Here is a 16,042-nt window from a genome sequence, read left to right as displayed (position 1 = left end):
TTAACTTCGCCCGCCGTGGCGGTCTGATCCGAGGATCGCGCGCGCGATAGCGTCGCGCAATGTTCTTCGACCTCGCCCTCGTCTACGACCGGGAGACCCGACGCTGCGATCTCGCACTCGGGGACGATGGCGATCTGCTGATCGACGACACGTCGATCACGGCCGTGCTGCTCTCGGTCGGGCTGGATCGACGCGCCGAGCCTGACGACGAGCTGCCCCAGGGCCGCACCGAGTTCCTCACACCCTCCGGCTTCAACGAACGCCGCGGCTGGGCCGGCGACGCCCTGGACCAGGCCGGCGAGCGCGTCGGCTCCCGCCTGTGGCTTCTGGACCGGGCGAAGGAGACCGAGACCACCCGGCTTCTGTTCGAGCACTGGCTTAGCGAATGCCTCGCCTGGGCGGAGCGCGATACCGGCCAGCCGGCCGACATCGAGGTGAGCTGGATCCATCCCCAGACACTCGGCTGGCGCGTGCTCGTCGCTGACGCGACCGTCTCCGGCACGAAGGCGATCAGCTGATGGCCTGGCCGGTCCGGAGTGCGACCCAGATCGCGGAGCGCATCGCCGGCGGCCTCGAGGTCGCGATCACCCGTATCCGGCCGTTGGTCGATCCGGTGGCGCTGTCGCGAGCGGTGCGCTCCGCACGGGGAATGCTGGCTGCCGTCGGCCGCGCCGTCTCGCTCGAAATCCGGGAGGTCCACGATCACGTCGCCTGGTGGGGCCGACAGTACTTCGTCGACACGGCCGAGGATGAGTTCGTCTATCGGCACTCCGGGATCTGGGGCATTGAGCCCCGGCCGGCGACGACGGCCGTCGGCAGCGTCGACATCGAGGGGACGGCTGGGACGCCGCTTCCCTCCAACCTTGAGCTCTCGGGCTCAGATGGCACGCTCTACGTCACGACGGAAGCCGGAACGATCGGCGTGGCAGGCACCGCGACGGTTGCCGTGGCGGCCGCGGCAGCCGGGCCGGCCGGCAACCTGGAGGCGGGCATTCGGCTGGCGACCGTGACGCCCTTTGCGGGGATCTCGCGCATCACCGTCGCCGGCGATGGCATCGCCGGCGGAGCGGCCGAGGCGACGCCGGCCGAACTGGCCCAGGCGGTGATGGCCCACATCCGCCAGCGCCCGCATGGTGGCGCGGCTTTCGACTATCCGACCTGGCTGGCAAGTGCCTTCGATGTGCGCGCCGTCCACGTCGTGCCGGAGTGGATCGGCCGCGGCTCCGTGGGCGTGGTCGCGGTGATGAAGGACGGCACCTTCGGCCGCGCGCCCACCGTCGGCGAGCTCGAGGCCATGCAGATCCACATCGGCCGCTTCGGCAAGGCCGAAGGCGTGCGGCCGGTGACGGCGAACGCGATCGTGGTGCCTGGCGAGGTCACGGAGCTGACGCTCCGGGTCCGGTTGCGGCCGGACACCACGGAGACCCGCGCCGCAGTCACGGACGCCTGGGAACGCTTCGTCGCCACGATCGGCGACGAGGACGACGACGTGAACGTCGGGCCGATCGAGGCGCTGATCGAACCGTCGCGGATCTCCGAGGCGATCTCGGCCGCCTCCGGCGAATACGCCCACGACCTCCTCGAGCCGGCCGCTCCGTTCACCCTGGACCGCACCGAATACCCGGTGCCGGGCGAGCCCATCTTCGAGGCCGCCCCATGAGCCGCAGCGTCGCCCAGATCCTGTCGAGCCTGATCGGCAAGCTGCCGATCGGCTTTGCCCTCGGCAAGCGTGGTGGAGTGCTTGACGCGCTCCTGGAAGGGATCGCCGCCCCAATCGCCGATGCCGAGGCGAGCGCCGAAGCCCTGATGGACGAGGTCGACCCCCGGGCGGCCGTCGCGCTGCTTCCCGACTTCGAGCGGGTGCTCGGCCCGGACCCGTGCGGGCGGGATGTTGGCCCGCCCTCGCTGGGCGAACGCCAGCGGATTGCCCATCAGCGATGGACAGCGACCGGCGGCCAGTCGCTTCCCTATCTGATCTCCGTCGCGGCCCGGCTTGGCGTGACCATCCAGATCGACGAGTTCTGGCCGTCGAAGGCCGGCGTCCTGAGGGCAGGACAACCGCTCATCGCGGACGGCGAGCAGTTCGTCTGGCGCGTGAAGCTCGCTCCGATCGGCGAGTTCCTGTTTCGGGCCGGCGCCGGCAGAGCCGGCGACCCACTCGGCTGGATCGTCATCTCCGCCATCGAGTGCGAGCTCCGCCGCATCGCCCATTCCCACACCCGCGTGGTGTTTTCCTACGTGCTCGAGGAGGCCTGACCATGGACCGCGTCAACGGAGCCGATTGGGTTGATATCGGCGGCGGCAGGCGGGGCTTCCGCTCGCAGAGCCTTGTCGACGGAGTGTCCGGTACGGAGGTGACCGCCCCCTGGCTCAACGCCGTCCAGGAAAACCTGATGAAGGTGATCGAGGAAGCCGGCCTCGAGGGGGACATCGACAATTGGGACCTGCTCTGGCTGGCACTGAAAGCCTCCCGGGTGATCGACACCCATGTCGTCAAGACGATCGGCAGCACAGGGGACTTTGCAACCTTCCAGGATGCGTTCGAATGGGCCACGCGCTACCGGATCGCGCCCGGCTATTCGCTCACCTTCCTGGTGGCGGCCGAAGACTTCGGTCTCGACGGCGCCGCCGAGACCGCCATCTTCAGCCATCCCGACGGGTCTCGCATTCACCTGATCGCCGCCGATCTGCTCGCGGCCTTTCCCGCGCAATCGGCATGGGCCGCCAACGGTGGCGGCGCCGGCAACCGGGCAACCGATCTTGCGGCGAACAAGGCGTTGGCAGAAAGCGTCTTCGCCACAAGGGTCTATTGCGAGAATGGTGCACGCGCCTCGGTGGTTGGCAATCTGGGGACCTTCAAGAACATTGCGTTCCTCGGCGACGGTTCGCCGGTCGACGGCCTCGTCATGACCGGCGGCTTCTCGGCCGTGGAGGCCGTCGTCTCCCTTGGCTTCGGGGTGAAGAACTTCGCTTTCCAGTCCGCTCAATCGAGCGTGAAAAACGTGGTCGGCGCGGGAGGCGAGCATGGCCTGATCTGCATCAGTGGCGCGCATCTCACTTGCGCTTCGGGCTACATCGCCGGCTTCAACGCCTCGCTCGACGGCGTCACCGCGGCGCAGATGTGCGCGGTCTACTGTACGGGCGGCAGCGTCTACGCCGGTGGTTGCGCCCAGTACGGTGTTCACGCGGACGCCAATGCGGGTATCACCGCGGGGGCCGCCTCCTCATCGCGCAACAACACCCAGGGCAGCTTTGTCGCGACCGGCCAGAGTCGGCTGACCGCCATCGGCTCCACTTCGATCGGAGCCCCATCGGTTGGCTACTACTCCAACGGAAATTCCCACCTGGAGATCAACAACTGCACGGCGAGCGGCACGACCTTCTATCTCGCCAACCGCGGCTCGAGCATCGATGCAGGCGGCGGCAACGTCGGGGCCTCCTCGCCTGCGGTCAACACCGTCGGCAACGAAAACTCCTACATTCGCCAATAGAGGGCTCCCGCCATGAAAGCCTATTGCCGCGGGGGCCTCGTCCTCGCCACTCACACCGACGAACAGACCGTCGCTTCAAGCGCCTATGGGGAGGGCGTTTCGATCGTGACACTGCCGAACGGCACCCTTGTCGAGATCGGGCAGCCGCTGCCTGCGCTCGACCTGGCGACCCGCCGGACCGTCGCATCGGCCGAGATCGACGTTCGCCGGGATGCAATCCTCACGGCAGGCTTCGTGCACGACTTCGGCGGTTCGGCCGGGGTCCGCACACTGGACAATCGCAACGAGAAGGACGCGATCAACTGGCTGGGGCTCAAGGGCCTGGTCGACGCCAAGATTGCGGTCGGCGACGGCGGTGACCTGGTGACGCTCCGCGACGCCTCCAACACCAACTTTACGGCTTCTGCCGCGACAGTCGCGGATGCGCTTCTCGCTATGGCGGCCTGGCGGGCCTCCGTTCTCGCCGTCTCCTGGTCCCTCAAGGATGCGGTCGCCTCTGCGGCCGACGAGGTGGCCCTGGACCTGATCGACCTCGACGCGGGCTGGCCGGCGTAGCGGTCAGGCTCAAGTGAGCACTTCAAAGCAAGAGGTGTTGGCAGTGTAGGGGTGGGAGGGGCCGGAAATCCGGCTGCGGGGCCTCAACTTGCCGGAAGCGACCCCGCATGACGCATAGGTGAGATAACGCCACCCTCCCGGCCGGGAGCGTGGGGGATATCTCTTGAGGAACCATTGAAGGACGTCCGCTGCGGCCGTTGCACCGCGCTGCTCTACCGCGTCGACGGAGAGCCAGGCGCCACCGTCGAGATCAAGTGCCGCCGCTGCCGCACCGTCACGAGGATCGAGCCTGCCAATAGGACTGGCGATCTCACGCGGCCGGAGCTACCTTCCGGCACCGATCGAGGCCAATGAGCCCCATCCGAGCGCCATGAGCGTCCATCCCGAGGGAGACGCACGATGCGCTGGGAACTTCACCAAGCCGACGCCCTGACCTGGCTCGCCGAGCAGCCGAACGAGCGCTTTGGTTCGCTCGTGACGGACCCGCCGTATTGCTCCGGCGGCGTCCATGCCGGCGCCAGGACGGCCGACAGCGCCAACAACAAGTACCTCAACGAGCCCTGGCTCTATCCGGAGTTCGCCGGCGAGACCCGCGACCAGTATTCCTACCTGCGGTGGACGGCGCTCTGGCTTTCCGAGGCCTATCGGACTCTGCAGCCGTCGGCGCCGGCACTGCTCTTCAGCGACTGGCGACAGCTGCCGGTTCTCACCAGCGCTCTGCAGGCGGCCGGCTTCACCTGGCGCGGCGTCGTCGTCTGGGACAAGACGCTCGCCGGCCGACCCCAGATGGGGAAGTTCCGCCATCAGGCGGAGTATGTGATCTGGGGCTCGAAGGGGAAGTGGCACGACCGCAAGGGGCCGCCCAGGCCGGGCGTCTTCACGTTCGGCGTCTCTGCGGGCGGCAAGAAGCTGCACACCACCGGCAAGCCGCTGCCGCTGATGGAGGAGCTGCTCAAGGTCTGCCCCGCCGGGCCCGTCCTGGACCCGTTCGCGGGCTCGGCGACGACGGGAGTGGCGGCTCTCCGGTCCGGCCGTGAGTTCGTTGGGTGCGAGCTCGTCGAGGCGTACCATCGGCTGGGGTGCGAGAGGCTGGATAAGGCGGGCACGACCTGCTGCGAGGACCAGGCGGTAACCAGCAACCGGCCCGCCGCCGTTAAGGGGACCTTCACCTGAGGTGGTGAACATCCCGCTTAGGTGGCTGGAGAGATCGATGCAAAATCAGCTTTGGTTTGGAAACAACCTGGAGGTTCTGCGACGGCATATCCCGACGGCGTCGGTGGATCTTATCTATCTCGATCCGCCGTTTAACTCAGAGGTGAACTACAACGTTCTCTTCTCAACACCCGATGAGCACAAACCATCGGCGCAGGCGGAGGCCTTCCGAGACACCTGGTGGTGGGGCACGGAAGCGGAAGAAGCACTTGATGACCTGATCATGCGGATCGGTGGCGGCACGGCCGCGATTATAAACGCTCTGATGCAGGCGCTTGGGCGATCTGACATGATGGCCTACCTGGTAATGATGGCCGTGCGCCTGCACGAACTGCGTCGAGTTCTGAAGGACGATGGAACGCTTTATCTACACTGCGACCCGACAGCGTCCCATTACTTAAAGATCGTTCTCGACGGCATTTTCGGGCCAACGAATTTCGACGCTGAGATCATCTGGAAACGGACCAATTCCAGAAGCACCAAGGGCAAGTGGCCCCGGCTTCACGACACCTTGCTCGTCTATAAGGCTGGCAAAGGCCGGTTCTTCGAACCGCAACTTGTTCCCGGAGATCTCCAGAAAATCCCCCACACTCTGATTAAGAAGGCTGACGGGCATAAGTACCAGACCTACGAGCTCACCGGCCCGGGCGTCACAAAAGATGGCGAAAGCGGTCGAGAGTGGCGGGGATTCAACCCAACTGCCATCGGCCGACATTGGGGCCAATCTGTAGCACGCATGGAGGAGCTCGATGCGGCAGGACTGATCCACTGGCCCAAGAACGGAGGTTGGCCGCGTCGGTTGGATGCGGCTCCGTTTGAACCCGAACGCCGCATGGTTACGATCGGCGACGTCTGGACTGATATCGACCGCATCAATCAAAGCGCGAAAGAACGGGTGGGGTATCCGACGCAGAAGCCCATTGTTCTTCTGGAGCGCATTCTGTCAGCTTCGACACCCAAGGGTGCGGTGGTTCTGGATCCGTTTTGTGGGTGCGGGACCACGATCGAGGCTGCCCAGAAGCTCGGCCGCCGCTGGATTGGTATCGACGTCGCTTATCACGCTGTTCGCGTGATCGAGGAGCGCGTCGAACGCGCGTTTAAGGGTACTGCGAAGTACGATCTGAACGGCATTCCATCGAGCTACCGGGAAGCCGTGGCGCTGGCCAAAAGCGATCGATATCAGTTTCAATGGTGGGCCAACTACCTGTTCAATCCCCATGCGGTGCGGGAAATCAAGCGCGGCGCGGACCAAGGCATCGATGGAGAACTCTACTTTCCTCTGGGTCCGGGGCATTCCCGCCACGGTCGCCTGCTCATGTCTGTGAAGAGCGGGAAGACAGTCGGCGTTGCCGCCGTTCGTGAGTTTGCGCGGGTGCTCGAACGAGAAGGAGCGGACATGGGTCTCTTCATTTGCGTCGATCGGCCGACAAAACAGATGGAGATTGAAGCGTTATCCATGGGGTATGCCGAAACTGGGCAAGGCCGGAAGCAACGGCTCCAGATCGTATCCATTCAGGGGTGGTTTGAGAACGAGCGACCAGACCTTCCGCATTCGCCCCAGCTCCAGGGTTCAACCTTCCATAAGGATCGTCGCAATAAGTCGGCACCTAAATCGAAGGACACGGAGCAGCTCGAACTTACCTTCTCGATCGCAGGTCAAAAATCAGAACCCGGTGTTGTGCGTCATCTCAATCCTGGCCGCGTAGCTCGGTCGGCCTGACCCTTCGGCGCGGCGTTTGAACGCGCTTCGAGACGGCCCTCGTAACCTGGATAGTTGCTGCCAACCAAACTTGCGCGCCGCTGCCAACCGAAGTTGCGCGCTACACCTGCGATCTCGCCGCAAAGGCAACCGGTCGGCGATAGACGGGGCCGTCCGGCCGGGATCCGCGGTCGATCGGCGATGTTCTTCGGAAACGCTGGAAGAGTGGTGTCCCCGGCAGGATTCGAACCTGCGACCCTCAGATTAGGAATCTGATGCTCTATCCTGCTGAGCTACGAGGACCCGTGTCCGATATAGCGGCATGGTGCGGGCGCGGGCCAGAGGGGAAACGCGAAAAAGTCATCCTGCCGGTGTCGGCCCGGCTCGTGGCCGGTGGCGGCCCGGCTCGTCACTGGTGACTGTGCGGTTACTCGCCCATCCACGCCAGTCAGGTGAGCCCGGCCAGACGCGAACCCGGTTTGTCGGCGTCCGCGCCGATCCACGCCCCCCCGCGGACAAGGCGGCCGGATCAGCGGAGCCTGTAGCCGTGCCCGAGGGGAGGCCTGCCCTCACCCCCCCCCGCGCCGGCAGGAGCGGGATCCGGTCCGCCACAATTTCCCACGCTCGACAAATGGTCTAGATTTGCATCGATCCGCCGCCTTCGGCCCGCCAGTGGCCATTGCGGCAGGCTGCCCGGAATTCCCGGACGGCGCACCCCCTGCAGGACCTTGTTGCCTTGGCCGACCCGGCGCCCGACCGCGACCCAGAAGACGACCTCACGTCCCGCGCGCCGGCGACGCGGACCGCGGAGGCCTATCGGCGGCTGCGCCAGGACGTGCTGGCCAACGCGCTCACGCCCGGCCAGCGCATCACCATCCAGTTCCTGCAGAAACGCTACGGGATCGGACCGACGCCGCTGCGCGAGGCGCTGGCGCGGCTCTCCGCCGACGGCTTCGTCATCGGTGAAGACAATCGCGGCTTTCGCGTGCCGCCACTGTCGCTCGCCCGGCTGCGCGACATCACCGACCAGCGTAAGCTGATCGAGGCCCAGGGCCTGACGCTCTCCATCGAGCGCGGCGACGACGATTTCCGGGCCTCGCTGCGCGACACCTATGACCGGCTGGAGACGCTCGACGAAGGCCGCGCGCGCGGCGACGACGGCGCCTTCGTCGCCTGGGAGACCCAGCACCGGCGCTTCCACGCCGCGCTGATCTCCGGCTCCGGCTCGGAGTGGCTGATCCGCTTCCAGGGCATCCTGTTCGACCAGGCCGACCGCTATCGCCGGCTTTATTCCGACGGAAGGCGCATCAACCCGGAAATCCAGAAGGACCACGCGCGGATCCTCGAGGCGACACTCGACCGCGACGCGCCGATGGCCGCCCTGTTGCTCGAGCGTCATATCGAGCGGGTCTACGCCACCGCCAAGCGCTCCGGCCGGCTGCCAGAGGACTAGAACCGGTCTTGCAACCCCCACCCGGCCAGGGATGTCGTGGAGCGGCGGGGAGCGGCCTTGCCGGATGGCACCCACCAGCGGACGACCGTCCGCCGGCCGGAGGCCGCGCCCGCGCAGCCATGAGCGTAGCGAATTGGTGTGAGCGGACCAGAGAACGGGGCTGACGCTGCGCGCGTCAGAACCCGTAAAGACGCGCCGGATTGTCGACAAGGACTGCCTGGCGGACGGCATCGCTGCCGGCCCACGCCATGATCTGGTCCATCAAGTCGCCGTCGTTCGGCACCGGGCCGCCGAAGAGAAGCGGATGCGGCCAGTTCGTCCCCCACAGCACCCGGTCCGGCCGGGCCGCGAGGACGGCTTCGGCCATGGGACGCATGTCGTCGAACGGGGCGCACTTACCGCTCAACCGGTACCAGCTGCAGACCTTGGTCCAGCAGGTTTCGGTCTGCGTCAGGAGGTCGAGAAGCGCGCGGAAGGGGGCGCTGTCGACGCCCTCGGGACCTGTCACCCGCGCCATGTGGTCCAGCACCACGTCGACGGGCAGATCGCGGATCATCGGCACCAGGTCGGGCAGTTCGTCGGCCGACTTGAGATGCAGCAGGATATGCCACCCGAGCGGTGCGACCTTCTCCGCCATGCGGGCGATGTTCTCGGTCCCGACACCGCCGGAGAGCAACGTGGAGAGGCGCAGGCCGCGGATGCCCTTCGCGTCGAGATCGCGCAGGGCCTCGTCGGAAATGTCCGGCGGCACGACGGCGATGCCGCGGGCACTGTTGCCGATGGTGGCAATGGCATCGGTGGTGACGGTGTTGTCGAAGCCGTGGGCCCCGGGCTGAACGATCACCGAGCGGGCGATACCGAGCGTCTCGCGCACGGCGAGATAGGCCTCTACGGGCCCGTCCGGCGGGGTGTAGCTGCGCGGCTCGGAAAACGGGTAGCGGCTCGCCGGCCCGATCACGTGGCAATGGGTGTCGCAGGTGCCGGCGGGGGCCGGGATGGCGGGTGGATGGGGAGCGGGATCGGGGGGAAGGCACGGACGCATGAGTTCAGCCTCGGCTGGCCTTGCGGGCGGATAGAAGGCGCTGCCCGAGCCCGGAATAGAGCGGACGGGCAAGCAGGATCACCGACAGGGCAAAGAGAACGGCGGAGATCGGGTGGGTGAAGAACTCCGTCCAGTCGCCCTCGAAGACGATCATTCCCATGCGGAGATTTTCCTCCACCATGCCGCCCAGAACGAAACCGATGATGATCGGGGCGAGCGGGAAGCCGGCGCGCCGCAGCAGATAGCCGACGACGCCGGCGACGAAGGTGGTGACCAGGTCGAGGACGGAGTTGTTGAGGGTGTAGATGCCGACGGTGACCAGCACCACCACCATGGCCATCAGCAGCGCCTCGGGCAGCGCCAGGATGCGCCGCCAGACACCGGAAAAGCCGGCGGCGATCGGCAGGATCAGCAGATTGATGACGATCAAGACGATGTAGAGGGCCGCGACGGTGTCCGCGTGCTGCAGGAACAGGCGCGGCCCCGGCACGATGTCCTTGATGACCAGCGCGCCCAGCAGGATGGCGGTGATCGGGTCGCCCGGCACGCCCAGCGCCAGCGTCGGCACCAGGGCGGCGCCGGTGACGGCGTTGTTGGCGCTTTCGCTGGCCGACAGGCCCTGCGGGCTGCCCTTGCCGAAGGTCTCCGGCTGCTTGGAGGCGCGCCGCGCCTCGGCGTAGCTGACGAAGGACGCCGCCGTCGGGCCGATACCAGGCAGGATGCCGAGAATCGTGCCGATCACCCCGCCCTTGAGGAAGGTGGGCGTGAGCCTCCGGAACTCGCCGAAGGATGGCATCTTGAAGCCGGCGGCGGTGGCCGTCGTGATGGCGCCGTAGCCGCCACCGAGCCGGGTGAAGACTTCCGACAGCGCGAACAGGCCGACCAGGACAGGGACCAGCGACAGGCCGGCGGAGAGTTCGAAGATACCGAAATCGTAGCGCACCTGGCCGGTGAAGGTGTCCTGGCCGATGACGGAAATGAACAGGCCGATGACGCCACCCATCAGCCCCTTGATCATCGAGCCCTGTGAGACGGCGGCGATGCAGGTGAGCGCGAAGACGGCCAGGGCCAGCATTTCGGCCGGACCGAAATTCAGCGCCCAGGCGGCGAGCCGCGGCGCGAACATTGCCAGGATCGCGACGGAGAAGAGGCCGCCGAAGACGGAGGCGACAGCGGCGATGCCGAGCGCCCTTCCCGCCTCGCCCCTCAGGGTCATCGGATAGCCGTCGAGGCAGCTCGCCGCCGACGCCGGCGTCCCCGGCGTGTTGATCAGGATGGCCGTGACGGAGCCGCCATAGATCGATCCGGCATAGATGCCGAGCAGCATGGCGATTGCCGGCACCTGGTCGAGCCCAAGCGTGAGCGGCAGCGCCAGAGACACGCCAACGGCGGGTCCGAGCCCGGGAAGCACACCGATCGCAACGCCCAGCAGCGTGCCGCCGACGATGGCGAGCACCGCCGGAAGGGTGAAGATCATGTCCGCGGCGGAGACGAGGAATTCCATCGGACGATCCGAAAGGAGCGGGCCAGGAGGCCGGCCGCGAGGCCGGACCGGGGGCCGCTAGAAGGACGGCCAGGCCGGAAGCGGGGCTTCCAGTCCGGCGGTGAACACGTACCAGATCACCAGCGGACCGAGGATCGCCGTCGCCACCAGTCCCACCGGCTTTCGGTAGCCGAGGGCGAAGGCGAAGACGAGCAGGAAGACGGCGCTGGAGAGCGGAAAACCGAGCACGGGCATGGCGGCAAAGTAGAGACCGACAGCCACGATGACGAACAGGATACGGCCGGTTTTCTGCGGCTCCTCGTCGGCAATGCGGATGCCGGCGAGCAGCGGCCGGATGCCCTGCACCATCAGGATGATGGCCAGGACAATGCCGGCACCGATCAGGAGCTGAGGAACGAACAGCGGGTCATAGGCGATGCCGCCGCCGAGAGACGGCAGCGACATCTGCGCGGTATAGGCAGCGAGCGCTCCCCAGACGAGGAGGAGCGCTGCGCCAGCCAGCAGGGTCTTGAGGCCCTTGGACATAAATCCGGTCCGAATGCCCGCCCTACTTCGCGCCGAGACCGTTCTGGTCGATGTAGGAGCCGATCGCCTCGTACTGCTTGGCAATCGACTTGGCCGACGCCTCGCCCGTCTCCGACACCTTCGGCATGGAGAACTTGGTCATCGTCTCGGTGAAGCCGGCCGACTTCTGAGCCGCGGCGCAGGAGGCGACGAGCCGGTCGTAGACCGCGCTGTCGAGGCCCTTCGGCGCGACGATGGCCCCGGTGAGCGAGTAGGTCACGTCGTCGTAGCCGAGTTCCTTGATGGTCGGCACATCAGGCTGCTCGACACGCTCCTGGGACATGATGGCGATGGGACGCAGGAGATCCGGGTTGCCCAGCACCGCCTCGGCAGTGAGCGGAGCGACGTCGATGACGCCGGAGAGAAGGTTCTGCACGGCAGCCTGGTGACCCTTCATCGGCACGCCGATGGCCTTGTAGCCGACCTTCTGCTCCAGATCGCTCATGGCGATGTCCTGCAGCGAGCCCGGACCCTCGGTGTAGTACTTCACCGCGCCCTGCCGCTCCTTGGCCTTGGCGACGAGGTCCTCGAACGTCTCGATCTCGGACTTGGCGTTGACCGTCAGGATCAGCGGATTGTCGAAGGCGCGGCAGACGATGTCGAAGCTGGAGAGGTCGTAAGGCAGCTCCGCCGTGTGCGGCTTCATCAGGAGCGGCGTGGAGGTGAGGATGCCGATCGTGTAGCCGTCCGGCTCGGCGCGCGCGATCTCGGCGCCACCGACGGTTCCAGCCGCACCGGCCTTGTTGATCACCGTGATGTCCTGGCCGAGATCGGCTTCCATCTCGGTAGCGACCGCGCGGCCGATGAAGTTGCTGGCACCGCCGGGCGGGAACGGCACGACGAAAGTGAGACCCTTCTCGGGATAATCGGCGGCCTGGGCCGCGCCGGCAGTAAGCGCGACCGCAGCCGCGAGAATGAACGAACGCTTGAGCATGGTGTCCTCCGTTGTCGTTGAACGAGCCCGCGGTGCGGGTCTCAGGCCTTGTCGGCTTCTTGCGGGCCGTAGATCTTTTCCAGCACCTCGCCCGCGTGATTGATGGCCGAAAGGCCGCGGAACAGGAATGCAACCTTCGACGCGTCGAACAGCTCTTCCCGCGTCGCACCGGCCTTGATGGCGGCCCGGGCGTGGAACTCGGCGGCGGCAGAGGTCTGGGTCAGCAGGATGACGTAGGCAAGGAGCTGAACGGTCTTCGCATCGAGATGCTTCGATTCCAGGAAGCTCTTGCGAATGGCCTCGATCTCCTCGAGCCCCTCCGGATCGACCGCGGCGTGAAACTCCAGCCGCTTGGCCACCTTGGGCGGCACCAGGCCGATCATCTCGCGATAGTAGGCTTTGTGCTCGTCTAGCTGCACGTCTCGGGTCCGTTTCCTGAGAAGCTGTTCTGGTTTCGTCAAACCTTCGCAGAGCTCCCACAGGCGAGTCAATGAATAATCGATAATCTGGAAACTCGACAAGTGATGCACTGCAACAAATGGCGCTTACCAGCGGACTCCAGCCTTCTCACGAATTGATTTGAGCTGGAATTATCGATGATAACTCCTCCGCGTCCACAAGTTCGCTGTGACGCCCATGCCCCCAGAATCAAAAAAGCGCGACCAAGGCCGCGCTCTCGATATCCCGGACGGGTGCCTTCTCCGGTCCGCCTGCCGGGCGGGTGGACGGAAAGGCGGTTCAGTGCACCGACGTTTCGAAGAGTTCCGACACCGTCTCTGTCTCCAACAGCGCGAGCATCCGGCGCCGGGCGCGGTTCAGCCGACTCTTGACCGTTCCGATCGCGCACCCGGTCATGTCCGCTGCCTCCTCGTAGGAAACCCCCAAGATCCCGATCAGGACCAAGATCTCGCGCTGGTCCCGTGGAAGCGCATCGAGCGACGCGCGCACCTCACCGCCCTGCACGGCCCAGTCCTGGGTCTGGCCCACCCAGCGGTTGTCGGACACACACTCCTCCGAGCCCGGCTGCTCGCGTTTGCGAAGCTTGGCCGAGGTATAAAAGGCGTTGCGCATGATGGTGAACATCCACGCCTTGAGGTTCGTACCGGGCTGAAATTTGGCGATGTTGGCAATCGCTTTCGACAGCGTCTCCTGCACCAGATCGTCAGCATCGAAATCATTCTTGCAGAAGGTCCGCGCGAACATGCGGAGCGCCGGGATTAGCTCGACGATGTCACGATCCAGATGCACTGTCGCTGGATCTACGGAGAACGCGACAACCGCTTCCGGAGCTGGGGAACTCGATTGGAAACCGGTCATACGCTCCTCCCTGGCATGATCACACAACCGTTAATGCCGCCCGGAAGCAAAAGTTCCGCCTTCTTTGCCGGAAATTCAGAAAACAATTAGTAATTACTGAAATATCATTTGTTAAGTTGCCCATAAATCTGTTTTCATACCCCTATACGAAATATAAATTCGCCAAATAACTGCAGAATTGCGCCGCACCCGCTTCTTCCGCATGCGCCCGACGATTTCCCGGAACAAGTTCCCAAGATTCCGGAAGGCCGACGTCGACAGCGCTTCCGTCAGGCTGACACCATTCGCCTGACGACGCCCGACGTTGCTGCGCCTTGCAGCAATGGGGTCGAGCTCTTCTTTCACGACAGATGCGGAACAAAGGCCTCAAAAAGCGGTTGCGTGGCGGGGGGCATAAAGGAGTGTGATGATGAAAGCGAAAGTGCTCGCAACCCTCGCCGGGCTCGCTCTCGCTGCCCCCGCCTTGGCGCAGAATGACGCCCCCAAGGAGACGATCACAGCATCGTTCGTGGGCGTCGACGGCACCGATATCGGAACGGCACACCTGAGCCCCGTGTCAGGCGGCGGCGTCCTGATCGACGCAGAGATCTCCGGCCTTCCCGCCGACAGCTGGGTCGCCTTCCACATCCACGAGACCGGCGAATGCGATCCGGCCAGCGGCTTCAAGTCCGCCGGCGGCCATTTCAATCCCACCGGCGCCGCGCACGGCTTCCTGGCCGGGGACGGCCCGCACGCGGGCGACATGCCGAACCAGCACGTCGAGGCCGACGGCACGCTGCGCACCCAGGTGCTGAACACGGCCGTGACCCTCGGCGCGGGCGAAACCGCCATCGAGGGCCGTGCGATCGTGATCCACGATGGTCAGGATGACTACCAGAGCCAGCCTTCCGGCGATGCCGGCAGCCGCATCGCCTGTGCCGTGATCGGCGCAAGTACGTAGGCTCTCCGGTCTCGATAGAGAGCGCGGCCGGTCCGCCCGGCCGCGTCTGCGATCATGACACCGATCCCGCACGCCCAAGAGTTTGACCTGTCGGGGGCCCTCCTCAAGGAGGGCTATCCGATGATTCTGCGGCGACGACAGGCCCTCGGCAGCGACCTCTTTCGCAGCCGCATCATGCTCCGCGACGCGCTTTTCATGGGCGGTGCGGAAGCGGCCCGCGTTTTTTACGAGCGCGATGCCTTCACTCGCAACGGCGCCATGCCGAGCACGGCCGTGCGCCTTCTGCAGGACAAGGGCAGTGTCCAGACACTGGACGGCGGGGCCCACCGGCTGCGCAAGGCGATGTTTCTGAAGATGATGCAGCCTGAGCAGATCGAGAGGCTCCGGTCCGCCTTCGCTGCGCGATGGCGACTGCATATGGCCGACTGGTCTAACCGTGAGCAGATCGTGCTCGCCGAGGCGATCCAGCCGCTCCTCACGGAAACCGCCTGCGACTTCGCCGGCATTCCGAAGGAGCGCTACGATACCGCGTCGCTCACCGAACAGTTGTCCGCGATGATCGAGAATGCCGGAAGTGTCGGCCCGCGCCACTGGCAGGCACGCAGGAAACGGCGCCGCGCGGAAGCGTGGGCTGCGGACACTGTCACCGCAGAGCGCGCAGGTGCAACGAACGCTCCCCCCGGCAGTCCCCTCGCCCTAATCGCGCGACACCACGATGTCGATGGCGCTCCCCTCACCCTGGACGAAGCGGCCGTGGAGCTATTGAACGTGGTGCGGCCCATCGTTGCCGTGGAACGTTTCATCGTGTTCGCCGCACACGCGCTGGTCACGAACAAGGGCATGCGCGAGCGGCTCACTGCCGGAGACACGGCGGGATGCGAAGCGTTCGCCCAGGAGGTCAGGCGCCTCTATCCGTTCTTCCCCGCGATAGGTGGAAGGGCCCGGCACGATCTGGCCTGGCAGGGCCATGTCATCCCAAAGGGAAGTTGGGTGTTGTTCGATCTCTACGGCACCAACCACGACCCGGAATTGTGGACAGAGCCGGAGCGCTTCGATCCCGACCGGTTCCGGGTCTGGAGCGACGACCCGTACTGCTTCGTGCCACAAGGCGGCGGCTATGTCGAAACCGGACACCGCTGTCCCGGTGAACGTGTGACGCTCGAACTGATTAAGGATGCGTCGGAGGCAATTGCCGCCGCCGGATGGCACGCTCCGTCACAAGCGCTCGACATTGACCTCACGACGATACCCACGCGCCCGTCGAGCGGCGTGGTCTTCAGACCCGCCTGAGCCCCACCCAGCTCACCCGGCTGAATTCCGGATATGTGGAC

17 protein-coding genes and 1 tRNA gene are annotated in these 16,042 nt (G+C 65.7%); 11 read left to right on the top strand and 7 right to left on the bottom strand.

Annotated elements, in window-relative coordinates:
• Positions 1 to 59 precede the first annotated feature (59 nt).
• The 8 genes from C507_RS0119415 (at position 60) to C507_RS0119385 (ending at position 6,978) form a co-directional block, all read left to right on the top strand.
• Positions 60 to 518 carry a phage GP46 family protein gene (locus C507_RS0119415; RefSeq protein ID WP_018701391.1) on the top strand — a complete coding sequence of 153 codons (459 nt, stop codon included), beginning with the start codon at positions 60 to 62 and terminating at the stop codon, positions 516 to 518.
• A complete protein-coding gene (locus C507_RS0119410; RefSeq protein WP_018701390.1) occupies positions 518 to 1,660 on the top strand; it encodes a baseplate J/gp47 family protein in 1,143 nt (380 codons plus the stop codon). The genes C507_RS0119415 and C507_RS0119410 overlap by 1 nt, the downstream gene beginning before the upstream one ends.
• Positions 1,657 to 2,256, top strand: coding sequence for a YmfQ family protein (locus C507_RS0119405; RefSeq protein ID WP_018701389.1), 600 nt, complete (start codon positions 1,657 to 1,659; stop codon positions 2,254 to 2,256). Before C507_RS0119410 ends, C507_RS0119405 begins: the two co-directional genes overlap by 4 nt.
• 143 nt (positions 2,257 to 2,399) lie before the next feature.
• Positions 2,400 to 3,491: a hypothetical protein gene (locus C507_RS0119400; RefSeq protein ID WP_156829399.1), complete on the top strand. Its 1,092-nt coding sequence runs from the start codon at positions 2,400 to 2,402 to the stop codon at positions 3,489 to 3,491.
• 12 nt (positions 3,492 to 3,503) lie between these two features.
• Positions 3,504 to 4,046: a DUF4376 domain-containing protein gene (locus C507_RS0119395; protein ID WP_018701387.1), complete on the top strand. Its 543-nt coding sequence runs from the start codon at positions 3,504 to 3,506 to the stop codon at positions 4,044 to 4,046.
• 174 nt (positions 4,047 to 4,220) lie between these two features.
• A complete protein-coding gene (locus C507_RS23690) occupies positions 4,221 to 4,400 on the top strand; it encodes a Com family DNA-binding transcriptional regulator (protein ID WP_169508993.1) in 180 nt (59 codons plus the stop codon).
• Positions 4,401 to 4,445: 45 nt separating this feature from the next.
• Complete coding sequence (locus C507_RS0119390; RefSeq protein WP_018701386.1) at positions 4,446 to 5,219, top strand: DNA-methyltransferase; 774 nt, start codon at positions 4,446 to 4,448, stop codon at positions 5,217 to 5,219.
• A gap of 37 nt (positions 5,220 to 5,256) precedes the next feature.
• Entirely contained in the window at positions 5,257 to 6,978 is a 1,722-nt protein-coding gene (locus C507_RS0119385) for a site-specific DNA-methyltransferase (protein WP_018701385.1), read from the top strand.
• A 205-nt stretch (positions 6,979 to 7,183) separates the two neighbouring features.
• On the opposite strand, the gene C507_RS0119380 is transcribed toward C507_RS0119385, so the two are convergent.
• Positions 7,184 to 7,260, bottom strand: a tRNA-Arg gene (locus C507_RS0119380).
• A gap of 433 nt (positions 7,261 to 7,693) precedes the next feature.
• Here C507_RS0119380 and C507_RS22140 point away from each other — a divergent pair.
• A complete protein-coding gene (locus C507_RS22140; RefSeq protein WP_018701384.1) occupies positions 7,694 to 8,410 on the top strand; it encodes a GntR family transcriptional regulator in 717 nt (238 codons plus the stop codon).
• Between the two features lie 175 nt (positions 8,411 to 8,585).
• Here C507_RS22140 and C507_RS0119370 read toward each other — a convergent pair whose 3' ends face one another.
• The 6 genes from C507_RS0119370 to C507_RS0119345 form a co-directional block, all read right to left on the bottom strand.
• The gene (locus tag C507_RS0119370; protein WP_026319260.1) at positions 8,586 to 9,452 is read right to left on the bottom strand and encodes an amidohydrolase family protein; all 867 of its coding nucleotides are present in this window, start codon (positions 9,450 to 9,452) and stop codon (positions 8,586 to 8,588) included.
• A 4-nt stretch (positions 9,453 to 9,456) separates the two neighbouring features.
• Positions 9,457 to 10,956, bottom strand: a complete 1,500-nt coding sequence (locus C507_RS0119365) for a tripartite tricarboxylate transporter permease (RefSeq protein WP_018701382.1) — start codon at positions 10,954 to 10,956, stop codon at positions 9,457 to 9,459.
• 57 nt (positions 10,957 to 11,013) lie between these two features.
• Complete coding sequence (locus C507_RS22610; RefSeq protein WP_018701381.1) at positions 11,014 to 11,481, bottom strand: tripartite tricarboxylate transporter TctB family protein; 468 nt, start codon at positions 11,479 to 11,481, stop codon at positions 11,014 to 11,016.
• Positions 11,482 to 11,503: 22 nt separating this feature from the next.
• Positions 11,504 to 12,454 (bottom strand): tripartite tricarboxylate transporter substrate binding protein, encoded by a 951-nt coding sequence (locus C507_RS22130; protein ID WP_018701380.1) that lies wholly within the window; start codon positions 12,452 to 12,454, stop codon positions 11,504 to 11,506.
• A 41-nt stretch (positions 12,455 to 12,495) separates the two neighbouring features.
• Positions 12,496 to 12,873 carry a carboxymuconolactone decarboxylase family protein gene (locus tag C507_RS0119350; protein ID WP_018701379.1) on the bottom strand — a complete coding sequence of 126 codons (378 nt, stop codon included), beginning with the start codon at positions 12,871 to 12,873 and terminating at the stop codon, positions 12,496 to 12,498.
• A gap of 319 nt (positions 12,874 to 13,192) precedes the next feature.
• A complete protein-coding gene (locus C507_RS0119345; RefSeq protein WP_051089820.1) occupies positions 13,193 to 13,657 on the bottom strand; it encodes a sigma-70 family RNA polymerase sigma factor in 465 nt (154 codons plus the stop codon).
• 523 nt (positions 13,658 to 14,180) lie between these two features.
• Here C507_RS0119345 and C507_RS0119340 point away from each other — a divergent pair.
• Positions 14,181 to 14,711, top strand: coding sequence for a superoxide dismutase family protein (locus tag C507_RS0119340; protein WP_018701377.1), 531 nt, complete (start codon positions 14,181 to 14,183; stop codon positions 14,709 to 14,711).
• Positions 14,712 to 14,765: 54 nt separating this feature from the next.
• Entirely contained in the window at positions 14,766 to 16,001 is a 1,236-nt protein-coding gene (locus C507_RS0119335) for a cytochrome P450 (RefSeq protein ID WP_018701376.1), read from the top strand.
• Positions 16,002 to 16,042: the final 41 nt, after the last annotated feature.

The sequence above is a fragment of the Amorphus coralli DSM 19760 genome, from assembly GCF_000374525.1.
Taxonomy (GTDB): Bacteria; Pseudomonadota; Alphaproteobacteria; order Rhizobiales; family Amorphaceae; genus Amorphus; species Amorphus coralli.
Note: the sequence above shows the minus strand (reverse complement) of the source record. Positions and strands in the feature narration are given on the sequence as shown.